The following is an 11,617-nucleotide window of genomic DNA, read 5'->3' on the forward strand; positions in this document are numbered from 1 at the left end:
ATATATGGCTGGATTCCTTTATCTTCAGCGCTTAATCTTATTCCCTTATGGCGTTAAGTCGTATCTGGAGTGCCTTTATTCTTATTTCCATTTTAGTTGCTGTTATCAAGTTTGCCGCCTTTGGCGAAAAGCAGATCTTCAGCTCCATGGTGGTGGGCAAAAAAGGCGATTCGGTGCAGGTGAAAACAACCCCACTTGCTGCGGCCCGGGCTTCCCTCGCAGACACCCTGGAAACCAGCGGCAGGGTATCGGCCGGCGATGTAAAAGTGAGGATCCAGGTGGCTAATGGCATTGTTGATACCTGTAAAGATGCGGTGACGCTGTGTATTGAACTCATTGGCATGCTGGCCCTGTTCATGGGTTTTATGAGCATTGCCGAAAGGGCAGGGGGCATTAACCTGCTGTCGCGCATCATTGGGCCCTTCTTCTCAAAACTCTTTCCTGAAGTGCCAAAAGGGCACCCCGCCATGGGTCATATGATCATGAATTTTTCCGCCAATTTACTGGGGCTCGATAATGCAGCCACGCCCTTCGGGTTAAAGGCCATGCAAAGCCTGCAGGAGCTGAACCCAAAAAAGGAAGTGGCTTCCAATGCGCAGATCATGTTCCTGTGCCTGCATGCGGCGGGTTTTAATATCATTCCGGTGAGCGTTATTGCCATCAGGGCGGCGCAACATGCCAGCGATCCTACCGATGTGTTCCTGCCCTGTATGATCGTTACGTTCATAGGCACCATGACGGCCATGTTCGTGGTATCGCTCAGGCAAAAGATCAGGTTATTGCAACCGGTTATTGTGCTTTGGGTATTGAGCATTTCGCTCGTAGTGGCTTTATTGGTATGGTACATCACTACCCTCGATGCCGCTGGCGTGCAGTTTTTTTCCGGCGTACTCAGCAATGGATTGATATTGCTGGTATTCCTGCTGATCGTATTGGGGGGAATTTATAAAAAGATCGACATTTTTGATGCCTTTATCGATGGCGCCAAAAATGGTTTTGATACTGCTATTCGCATTATTCCCTACCTGGTGGGCATTCTGGTTGCGGTAAGTATGTTACGCACCAGCGGCACCTTCGATATGGTGATCGATGGCATCAAGAATTTCTTTGCTTACCTGGGGGCCGATACCCGGTTTGTTGACGGACTTCCCACTGCGTTAATACGCCCATTGAGCGGGGGCGCGGCCCGGGGTATGATGGTGAGCACCATGATCGCCAATGGTCCCGATTCGTTCGCCAGCCGCCTCTCCGGCATTTTTCAGGGGGCTGCTGATACCACATTTTATGTGGTGGCTGTATATTTTGGTTCTGTTTCTATCAAGAACACCCGCTATGCCATTGGCACCATGCTGCTGGCCGACCTGGCAGGCGTTATTACGGCCATCATTTTAGCCTATCTTTTCTTTGGCGGAACTCATTGAATCAGTTTTTCTGTATAGATCAACTGCCCATCTTTATCAATTCCCTGTATCACCAGCCGGAATTGTTTGCTGCTATCGTTATTGAAAAAACGAAAACGGTATTTGCCGTCTTTTGATGGATTGATCTTTCCATTCCAGTACAGGGTATGGCGGTTATCGGTTTCTTTGACGTCAGGGTTCAGCGTATAATCGGCGCTGTAAAATTGCCTTACAACGGCATAGCCTTCCCGTTTTACCACCGTATACGATTTTTCAAAAGGCTGTTTGTTGACCGCCACTCCTTTTTTGGTGTACAAAGCAATTACGCCCTGTGCAGCGCCCAGCACCGCGCCTGAGTGCTGAAGCACTTTAATAAGCGCCACATCTTCTACCGACAGCGTATTGATGATGTCTTTTGATACGTTCACTTCATTGAGGTAATAGGCAATGCCATTTGTTTGCATAACTATGTCGTTGCTGATGCTGCCATCTGAACTGGTGCCTGCATTTACCGAAAGATCTTCATTGCCCAGCCCGCCAAAGCGGTTGAACGATACTTTGGGGTCAAAGGGATTTCCTTCGACGGTTACACCCGGCACGGTTTGCTGTATCACCTGCCAAATGCTGCGGGCGTATTTAAAGTTGGAAGGGTCAATGGCCTTGCCCATTAAGAACGGCCCGCCCGCATATTCCCGGTTCAGGGAATCTTCTTTTGATACTTTCTTCCCCGTTACCACCACGCCCTGCAATATTTTGGCGTTTTTAAAGGCCGAGGTATCGGTAAGTATCATGTGCCGGTCGATATAGGTGGCCAGTGCATTTTTGCGGGCGGCCAAATCGATGGTATCAAGGTCAAAACCGGGTTTGTATAACGATTGGTGTAATGAGTCAATATAGGAAGGGTTCAGTTTTACATCTACCACAAAGGCTTCTCTTTTACTATTGGTGCCCATATAGGCCACTGCTGCGCTTTTCATATAGTTTACATTGTTCAGTAAGAATTCGCCTTTATCGGTAAGGGTGGCTTCGGCCAGCAGGGAGGTTGAATCATCGCCCTTGATAATAAAGCTCACCCGGCCTTCTTTTACCGGTTCCCTGCGATCGCTTTTGGTTACTTTGCCGCTGAACGAAATGGCCGATTCAACCGGGTACTTCAACGTTATATAATCGTTCTGCATAATCCTTTTCCATTCAAACCGGCGCCAGCCGCGGGTCATCAGCAACAGATCGAGGTGCTGTAGGGTTTGCGGTTCTTTGTTTTTGAAGTAATAACCGGGGTTGTTGATGGTGCCGGGCAGGTCGGTGGTCAACAAAAAAGAAGAAGCGATATTGTCTTCCACAGTATCAGAAACGCCACTGATATCGCTGGTGACCAAACAGGAAAGGGTGGCAGCGTTGATCTCATTCACCGAAAAGCTGAACTGGTTCTTTCCCCGGGGCTTTGTATTCAGCGTATCTGTATTGATGGCAGGGGCTATTAATTTATAATTTTCTACAAACATCAGTCGTTCGGCCAGCGGGTTATTGCGGGCGTCGAATACCGTTATTTGCATAATGCCGGGCGGCAGGTTCTTTTTAGGAATGGGCGCGGCCATTTGGCCTTCATCAAAATTCAGCCCGGCTTTAAATACCACCTGGTGATACATTTGCGCCACCACTTTCAATTGATTGTATTTTTCCTTATTTTTTTCAGCCCGGCTTAATAATACGAATGCCCGGTTGGGGTTGGAATTTTCCACACGCAGTGCAATGCCTTCTTCCTTTACAGCTGGTAACTTGTATGGTGCCCTTTGATTGTCGATGGTGGCCGTATAGGTTTTGCCTGTTTCCACCTCTATTTCCAATACGCCCATGCCATCGTGTTGGGTTGAAAAGCGGGCCTGTTCTTTCCCCGTGTTATCTGCAACCGTTCCCTGCACGCTTACCGGCCAGCCATTGTTATCGGTTGCCATAAACGCCATGCGGCTTTTGGTGCAGGCGATCAGTTCCCCGCCTTCGGGGAAGAACTGCAGGTTGATGCCGGATGCAATGCCCGGGCTTTTTTGATAAGTGGCCGGGTTATAGATATAGATGTTGCGGTGATAAACGAATTGCGGAAAGTTCAGCATCCACAACGTATAGGCGTTGATGGTATAATTGCCGCTTTTTACAGCGGGTAATATCTCAAGGTCGGCGGGCGTGCTGCCGAGGTTATCGAGCTTATACATTTTTTTACTGATCACTTCACCCTGGCTGTTCACCAGGTCAACATACAGTATGCGGCTTAAATAAGTAGGCGCCCCATCGAGGGTGCACCAGGCTTTCATCCAAATGGTTTCGCCGGGGAAGTAATAACTTTTGTCGGTTTGCAGAAAAACTTTCTCCTGCGGGTAATTGTTCCTGAGCGCAGCCAAAGCCGAGTCGGGCGAAAGGCCGGGTGTTTGCGCCAGCAGGTGGGTGGCAAAGGTAAAGAGGAGTATAACAGTTAGTGCGGCTTTCATTGTGCGGTATTTGCTTATAAGTTACAGCAGCCTGCATCATTAATACAGGCTGCTGTAGTACGTTTTATTTATTATAGAGGAACGACAATTGCGCTTTGCGCGTATCGGCCGATGGCAATCCCAGATAGCCGCGGGCGTAAGCGGTGAATACGCGTTGGTTGGGTATTGAATAGGTAGTGGTTCCGCCCGCCGTAGGGTACGTTGCCAGCGGTGTTGAAGTGGCGGCTGCGCCTGCGGGCCTTATCGCAAACAGGGCCGCCGATGCACTGGCCAGCGTAAACGTATCGGTTGAATTTTTAAAGCCTATGTTGCTGGCCACTTTGGTGGCCCCGAAATACAGATCAATGGCCGAACCCGGTATCAGGTTCACAAAGGTGAATTTCGATTGCCCTGAATCGGGCAGCGAGCTCAGGTCGGTCAGCAACAGGCTGTTGGTATTGGTGGTTGTATCGGTTACATGCAGCGTATAATAGGTGCTGGCTTCCACGTTTACAGTGGTTGAATACACCTTTATAGAATCTTCGTCGCTACCGGCTTTGGGAACACTTAAAGAAACCGTGTGTTCACCGGGCGAAAGGCTCAGGTAATCGGCATTGCTGCTGCCACCGGTATTCAACCCCCCACCGGGAAACGGCGTGTTATACGTAATGGTGTTGCTGACGCGAATATCGTCGATCTTGATCTGTACGGCGCCGATACTTTTATACGGACAGGCATAATTAAGTTTGAACAGGGCTTTGTCGCTCGCCACATCAAACGGGGCAACTGAAATGGTATTTTTCTTACAGGAAAAAACGATCACCGCGCCTGTAAGCAATATGCCTATGATAAGAATATATTTTTTCATGATTAAAGTTTTGAAGTGGGGGAATCAGGGTAAGCTAAACCAGCATTCAAGCGTATGATAATCTGATTTTGTACCACCCAGTCTCTGCAGTTCGGCCAGGTTCCAAACATATTCCGACTGGTAATTGGGTCTTATGCGGTACACGGGCTTACCGCCATTTGACCCGAAGAAGGTAGCTGGTAACAAATAATTCTTATATACCTGTTGACCGGTGGCCGGGTCCAGATCGATATAATGAAACCTTCTCAGGTCGACCCAGGTTTCCAGAAAACCCCAGCCCCATAGGGCGATGTATTTTTGAAGCATGATATCTGTAAGCGTTAATGTGCCTGCTGTTTGTTTTACATTACCGCTGGCAAGGTAGCGGGCACGGTCGGCAGCGGTAATAGCATAGTTATTGAAGAGGGAGCTATTGCCCCGGTAGCTGCTATAGCTTTTGTTGATGAAATCAAAATGGGCATTGATGCCGTTCAGGTACGCGGTATAGGCCTTAGTGAGGTCATTTTTCCGGAGCGCCGCTTCTGCTTTTATAAACTGCAGTTCTGAATAGGTCATTACCGGCATCACCGCTTTGTTCTTGAACAGGTATTTGCCGGCAACATCATTGATAACGCCTGATGCCGGGTTGGTATAAGCGCTATCACCCCAGGGTGTAACAGTTTTCTTGCGGGCATTCTTCCAGTTGGTTAAGGCCGTGCCTGATGTAGGTGGCTGCCCGTTCACCAGGTACGAGTTGGGTGGGTTCAGTGCTACATATTGTTCACCGCTGCCGGGGTCAACGCCATAATACCCGCCGTTTCCATTGGTGGTATCGGAAGAGGCGCACAACATATGCGATAATCGTGGGTCGCGGTTTACGGCTGCATTGCTGCCGGTAAAAGTGCTGCCATCGAGCAGGCGAACAATAAAATTACTTTGCCTGAAGCTGCTCATATTGTTGCGGTAAGGTCCCCAGAAATTGGCGTTCTCATTTTTTGTACCGTCAAATGGCACTACAAAATCATCGCCTACCGAGCTGAATGAATTGTCGCAGAATTTGATCACCGAGTCGGGGTTATACAATCCCGCTTTGTTACTGATGTGATGATAGTTGCGGGCCAGTATGCCATATACGAACTTCCGCCACCTGGTGAGGTCGCCATTATAGGTGTAATCGCCCACCCTTAGGGTATTGGCGGGCATTACGGCTGACGTATCCAGGTAGTGCAGGGCTACGCGGCATAAGGAATCCACGCCTCTATACACCTCATCCTGCGGGTTGTAATGGAAGTAATAGGTGGTATCGCGCCAGGCTTCCGTGAAAATGATATCAGCATGCTCATCAGTCAACGATTGAAAGGCCCAGGCTTTCAAAGCATACGCCGCGGCCACGTGATCGTATTGTTGTTTTTCAAGCCCTTTTTCTGTAATGTAATTGAGGTTATTGCCCATGCTGAAATAGGCCATCCACCACAGGTCGCCCATATTGGTACTGCTGTAAATGTAACCGTGGTTGTCGTAATTGGCGTCGGCAATGGCGCTTGAATAGGTGTGAAAATTGGCTATATAGTGACTAATATACCGGCCATCGCGTTGCAGGCCATACGTCATGGCGGCCAGCATGGCGGGCATTACACTTGAAGGCGAAGGTTCCTGTGGGGTATCGGGGTCACTGTTCACATTGAGGTACTTCTTGCAACCCACACCCGGCACCAGCAGGCTCACCATTACTATTGAGATAATTATTTTATTTTTCATTATTCGGTTTTTAGTGATTAGAAATTGAGCTTTAACCCGGCGCTGTAACTTCTGGGGTTAGGCACGGCGCCAAAGTCGATACCCGATCCGCCAAAGCCACGGGTATTGGAGGCATTCAATCCATTCACATTGGGATCAACACCTGAGTAGTTGGTGATCAGGAATACATCTGTCACCGTTGTATAGATCGAGATCGACCTGAATACTTTTTGCCGTTTGATGAGCTTCGCCGGCAGTTGGTAACCCAGGGTAATGTCGCGCATTCTTAACCAGTTCACCGATTCAACATAATCGGCATCTGAAATAGAACTGGTGCTGCTGTAATAGCTGCTTCTGAAATAGGGCGTAATGGCAATGGTGTTCACCGTTGGTTTGGCCGAATTTTCCAAACCATCGCTCAATACGCCTTTTACTACGCGGGGTTCTTCGCGGTTCGCTGTTCTTTTGCTTACGCCAAGGATGGTCATCATCATTTCATTGGCGTTGAATACGTCGCCGCCTTTGCGAATGTCGAGGTTGAAAGAAAGATAGAGGTCCTTCCAGCTCAGGCTGTTGATAATACCCAGTTTGTAGTCGGGTGTGCGGTCGCCAATGGGCGCCCAGCCCTGGTCCTGGGTTACGGGCAAACCGCTGGTAGGACTTATCAGCAATTCCCCTTTTTCATTTTTTTGATAGGTATTGCCCGAGAGGTTGCCCAGCGACTGTCCAACCCCTACCTGTGAGCGCACATTGCCATATAACCAGGTATCTGAATCGTAATAGAAGGGCAGGTCGGCCGGCATTTTTTCAATAACGGTGCGGGCCTTGTCGAAGTTTACGGTGATGTCCCAGCTGAAATCCTTCGTTTTAACGGGGGAGCCGGTCAACTGTATTTCCCAGCCTTCGGCTTTTAAACTACCGCCATTGATATATTTCAGGATACCACCGGTTGCATAGCTGAGCCGGTTGGCAATGATCTGGTTCTTTACCCGGTTCTTGAAATACGCCACATCGATACCGAGGCGGTTGTTAAAGAATTTGGCTTCACCGCCTATTTCAAAATTGTTCGAGAACTCAGGCGTAAGATCGAAATTGTTGAGGGTTACACCCAATGCGTAACCGCCGCCGGTGGTTGACTGGGTTTGGAAGGCATAGTCAATTATATATGGCCGGATAGGGCCCTTACCGGTAGAAGCATAGGAGGAACGCAGTTTGGCATACGACACCCATTTCAATGTTTTCATGAATGGCAGCTCGCTGAGAATAAAGCTTCCTGAAATGGATGCATAATTAAAATAGGGTTGTTTGTCCCTGAACCGCGAAGTGAGGGTTGAAACGCCTTCACGGGTGCCGGTCACCGTAACATACGCCAGGTTGTCGTACCCGATGGTATAACCGCCATAGAAGCGCACTTTCCGTACGTTGTACTGGGTAAGCTTCGCATCGCGCGAGAGGGGATCTGTATTATTGATCGATACAAAATCGGGTTCGTAGAACCGTTCACCGCGTTGGGCATTCAGGGCGCTGTGGTTGTTCTCTACATAGGTTCCGGCATAAATATCGTTCGAGAATTTATTGGCGATGACTTTGTGGTACGATACGCGTGCCGTTCCATTGATGCCCCTGTAGATCTGCTGATAGGTTCCCAGAAACCCGCCGAGTGTGTACGCTACTCTTGATAGTGGATGATAATACAGCAATCCCTGTGATGAATACTGGTCGAGGCCAATGATGCCATTGAAGGTGAGGCCTTTTAAGATATTATAAGTGAAATTGGTATTGCCCGTCCAGCGGTCGGTTTTATCGATGGCATAGTTCTTATACGCTTCCCAGAAGGGATTGTCTACCTCGTCTGTGGCGGTAAGGCCGCGCAGCAGTTTGCGGCTGCCATCGGCATTGGTATAATCACGGATATCAATATCGGGCGGAATGCTCAGCAGGTTGGTGTAAAAACTGCCCTGGCCTTTAATGGGTTTATGGTTGGTGCTGTAGATATAAGCCCAGGTTGAGCTTACGTTCATCATTTTGTTCAGTTTGGCATTGGCCGAGAGGCGTACGTTGGCCTTTGTATAGCTGGTATTGGGCACAATGCCATTTTCATCGAGATAGCCTACAGATAAGCGGTAATTAAAATCGGCACTGCCGGCTTCCACGCTCAGGTTATGCTGGGTAGAAAAAGCTTTCTGGAAGAAGTTTTTGAGGTTGTCGTATTTAACCGTTCCCTCGGGATATTTGGGTCCAAAGTAGGGGAAGCCGAGGGCATAGGCGGAATTGGCGTTGTTATAGGCGGTAAGGTCTGAGATGCCATTGTTACCGCGGCTATAGGTTGTTTGTATCTGCGGATACCGGTACACTTCAGACCGGGTAAACGAGTTGGTGTAGTTGATCTTTGTTTGACCGGCCCTGCCTTTTTTAGTGGTGATCACGATGGCGCCTGCGGCGCCATCTGAACCATACAAAGAAGTGGCTTCGGGCCCCTTCAAAATGGTGATGCTTTCAATATCTTCCGGGTTAATGTCGGCTATACGGTTGGTATAGTCCTGGTTGCGGCCGGCCAGCGACAGGGTAGCGGCGCTTCCGGTTGCCTGTGAGGCGCTCACCAGGTTTTCCTGGTCAACGGCGCTGTTGTCCATAGGTACGCCATCAACCACAAATAAAGGCTGGTTATTGCCACCTATAGAAACACCGCCCCGCAGCATGATCTGCGCACTGGCGCCCGGCACACCTGAGGTAGAGGTGACCGTTATGCCGGGTACCCGCCCGGCCAAAGCGTTCAGGAAATTATCCCTTCTTGTTTGGGCAACATCTTCCCCTTTTACTACCACGGTTTGGTAGCCCAGCTCACGTTTGTTGCGTTGCTGGCCATAACCGGTAACTACCACATTATCCATTTCCTTGCTGCTCGATACCAGGCGGGTGTTAACGAGTTTGTCGTCGCTTACAATTACCTCTTTGGCGCTGTAGCCAACATAGGTAAAAATGAGCTTGTGTCCTTTTTCGGCTGCAATGGAAAAATAACCGGCCTGGTTGGTTTGCACCCTTTTGTTAGTGGTTGCATTGGTAACGGTTACGCCTGGGAGTGGTTGGCCATCGTCGTCGCTCAATACCGTACCGGAAATCGTTTTTTCCTGCGCGGTAAGGATCAGGCCATGAAAGGTCATTACAACTGCCAATAGCAGTTTTAGGGGAGTTCTCATAACAGTTTTTTTGGTTCGTTAATCAGTGATGCATACAATACTGACATAGCAATAACCATTCAACCTGTTGCAGGCTGAAACAGTTAGGGTTAACCGTTTTCATAAGGTTTGGAAAAACAGGTCTTACAACACCTGAATGCCCGCGTCGGTATATGGCTTCAGTTTGGGATCGTCAGGTGGTAATTCTGTAATAAGAACATCGATGTGCTGAATATCACAAATGTGAATAGGTTGAAGTGTGTTGATCTTTTCAGAGATGGTCAAACAAACGATCTTCTGGGCGCTCTGGATCATTGCTTTTTTTAATTGTACTACTTCCCAGTCGTTATCGGTGGTGCCATGTTTGAGGTCGATGGCATTGATGCCCAGCAGGCACAGGTCGGCATTGATCTGTTTTATTTTGGTGATGGCTTCGGCCCCAATGGTGATCTTGGAGCTTTTTGAAATGCGATCGCCGATCATGATCACGTCAATGCTCGGGTGCTGCATGTATTCGAGAATGGCAGGTATGCTGCCCGACATGAAGGTGGCTTTTAACTGCCGGGGCAGGGCCCGCGCCAGCTCAATGATGGTGGTGCCGCCACTGGTAAGCACAAACATGCCGTTTTGAATAAGGGCTGCTGCCTTGTTGGCGATGATCTTTTTGTGGTCTTGTGAGTATACATTATCGGTTGGATAATACACTTCATTAAAGGAGTGGCTGAGTGCGCCGCCATGAACCTTTATGATCTTGCCTTCATCGGCAAGTTCCTGCAGATCTCTGCGGATAGTATCCTCAGAAACACGTATTTCCTGACTTAATAAAGACGAAAGAACCTTGTTGTGCAGGTTCACCTGGTGTAAAATATACGCCTGACGTTCCTTTTTAAGCATATGCAGTTAGGGGTTACTAACCAAATATACTCAATATGCCGCATAAAAGTGCATGAATCGAGGGTGATAGCGCAAAATATGCGTGAAATTTTCCACAAATACTGCATTGTTGCGGTATTATGCGGGTTGACGGGAGCGTATAGTTGCTTTTACAGTTGGGGGCAACAAAAAGCAGAAAGCATTAGTTGGGATTCGATCGTTGTTCGCCATTGATGGCCGTAAACAGGGCCACGATGTCTTTATCGAGGTCAATGATCCTGTTCTGTAGTTTTATATGCTGATCGAGGAAGATATTACGGGTGTCTGTGAGGCTATCGACCAGCTTGTATATTTCGCTGAATGCGCCCCTGAAATTATCAAAGTCTTCATCGAGGCTGCAAATGTCGATCTCCATTTCCTTATAGTTCCTGATAATGGGGGAGAAGTAATTGTCATCGAAATCATCAAACTGCAGTTCCAGTTTTTCCTGTTGCTGTTCAGTACCGGCGTATTCCTTTTCTGCGGCCATTAAACCATCGGCATAGGCATCGAAGGTATGGTTAAAGGTATGCAATTGCGTTAGCAGCGGCTGGGTGTCGTAGCACACGCGTTCATTTTCGTCGATAGATTCAATTTCGTTTTCTGTAAGCGGGCCGCCTTCCTGCAGGTAATGCAGCATGGGCGTTAGCAACAGGTATTCGTTTTGCAGGTTGTTGAAAATAACCTGGCATTGATGTAATGTTTTGGTGGCCGAGGTATAGTAAGTAAGTAGTTTCGTCAATACCTGGCTGTACTCCTGCGATTGGTTGTGCAGCGCAACATATTTTTCAATGGCTTCCTGTTCCAACGCGCTTAAAGGCGCCTCACTGTTGTACTCCAGTTTTATCACATGAAAAGGATGGTCAATGATAGTAGGTTTCATATGCCCCATATTTCTATAAAGCTACCAATTATTAAGGCAATAAATAATGTAAGGGGGGTAATTGTAATTTCTTCAGGAAAATTGAATTTTTATTACCGGTTCTGCAAAATGGGCCCGGTTTTATTAAACAGATCAGACAATTATTGGCCAAGGTGTAATGTTTACACCAAAAGCAAAGAGGCTGTCTCAAAAGTAATTTGAGG

Annotated in this window: 7 protein-coding genes; 1 reads left to right on the forward strand and 6 read right to left on the reverse strand. The window is 48.2% G+C overall.

Going from position 1 to position 11,617, the window contains the following annotated elements; translation table 11 throughout:
* Positions 1-47: 47 nt before the first annotated feature.
* Positions 48-1,421 carry a nucleoside recognition domain-containing protein gene (locus A3860_RS19490; protein ID WP_173820231.1) on the forward strand — a complete coding sequence of 458 codons (1,374 nt, stop codon included), beginning with the start codon at positions 48-50 and terminating at the stop codon, positions 1,419-1,421.
* Here the strand turns inward: A3860_RS19490 and A3860_RS19495 are convergent.
* The 6 genes from A3860_RS19495 to A3860_RS19520 all read right to left on the reverse strand — a co-directional run bounded on the left by A3860_RS19495 (position 1,415) and on the right by A3860_RS19520 (position 11,414).
* On the reverse strand, positions 1,415-3,880 hold the full coding sequence (locus tag A3860_RS19495; RefSeq protein ID WP_081148729.1) for a hypothetical protein: 2,466 nt from the start codon (positions 3,878-3,880) through the stop codon (positions 1,415-1,417). The genes A3860_RS19490 and A3860_RS19495 overlap by 7 nt on opposite strands.
* A 64-nt stretch (positions 3,881-3,944) precedes the next feature.
* The gene (locus A3860_RS19500) at positions 3,945-4,727 is read right to left on the reverse strand and encodes a DUF4397 domain-containing protein (protein WP_081148732.1); all 783 of its coding nucleotides are present in this window, start codon (positions 4,725-4,727) and stop codon (positions 3,945-3,947) included.
* Positions 4,728-4,751: 24 nt separating this feature from the next.
* Positions 4,752-6,464: a SusD/RagB family nutrient-binding outer membrane lipoprotein gene (locus A3860_RS19505; protein WP_081148735.1), complete on the reverse strand. Its 1,713-nt coding sequence runs from the start codon at positions 6,462-6,464 to the stop codon at positions 4,752-4,754.
* Positions 6,465-6,481: 17 nt separating this feature from the next.
* Positions 6,482-9,640, reverse strand: coding sequence for a SusC/RagA family TonB-linked outer membrane protein (locus tag A3860_RS19510; RefSeq protein WP_081148738.1), 3,159 nt, complete (start codon positions 9,638-9,640; stop codon positions 6,482-6,484).
* 123 nt (positions 9,641-9,763) lie between these two features.
* Positions 9,764-10,513, reverse strand: coding sequence for a DeoR/GlpR family DNA-binding transcription regulator (locus A3860_RS19515; protein WP_081148740.1), 750 nt, complete (start codon positions 10,511-10,513; stop codon positions 9,764-9,766).
* A 181-nt stretch (positions 10,514-10,694) separates the two neighbouring features.
* Positions 10,695-11,414 carry a hypothetical protein gene (locus tag A3860_RS19520; protein ID WP_081148743.1) on the reverse strand — a complete coding sequence of 240 codons (720 nt, stop codon included), beginning with the start codon at positions 11,412-11,414 and terminating at the stop codon, positions 10,695-10,697.
* Positions 11,415-11,617 lie beyond the last annotated feature (203 nt).

This window comes from Niastella vici (assembly GCF_002077945.1).
GTDB classification, from domain to species: domain Bacteria; phylum Bacteroidota; class Bacteroidia; order Chitinophagales; family Chitinophagaceae; genus Niastella; species Niastella vici.

What these genes read in the sequence shown, in the direction of transcription:
- A3860_RS19490 (WP_173820231.1), top strand. Translation starts at nt 48, where the DNA reads ATGGCGTTAAGTCGTATCTGGAGTGCCTTTATTCTTATTTCCATTTTA.
- A3860_RS19495 (WP_081148729.1), bottom strand. Translation starts at nt 3,880, where the DNA reads ATGAAAGCCGCACTAACTGTTATACTCCTCTTTACCTTTGCCACCCAC.
- A3860_RS19500 (WP_081148732.1), bottom strand. Translation starts at nt 4,727, where the DNA reads ATGAAAAAATATATTCTTATCATAGGCATATTGCTTACAGGCGCGGTG.
- A3860_RS19505 (WP_081148735.1), bottom strand. Translation starts at nt 6,464, where the DNA reads ATGAAAAATAAAATAATTATCTCAATAGTAATGGTGAGCCTGCTGGTG.
- A3860_RS19510 (WP_081148738.1), bottom strand. Translation starts at nt 9,640, where the DNA reads ATGAGAACTCCCCTAAAACTGCTATTGGCAGTTGTAATGACCTTTCAT.
- A3860_RS19515 (WP_081148740.1), bottom strand. Translation starts at nt 10,513, where the DNA reads ATGCTTAAAAAGGAACGTCAGGCGTATATTTTACACCAGGTGAACCTG.
- A3860_RS19520 (WP_081148743.1), bottom strand. Translation starts at nt 11,414, where the DNA reads ATGAAACCTACTATCATTGACCATCCTTTTCATGTGATAAAACTGGAG.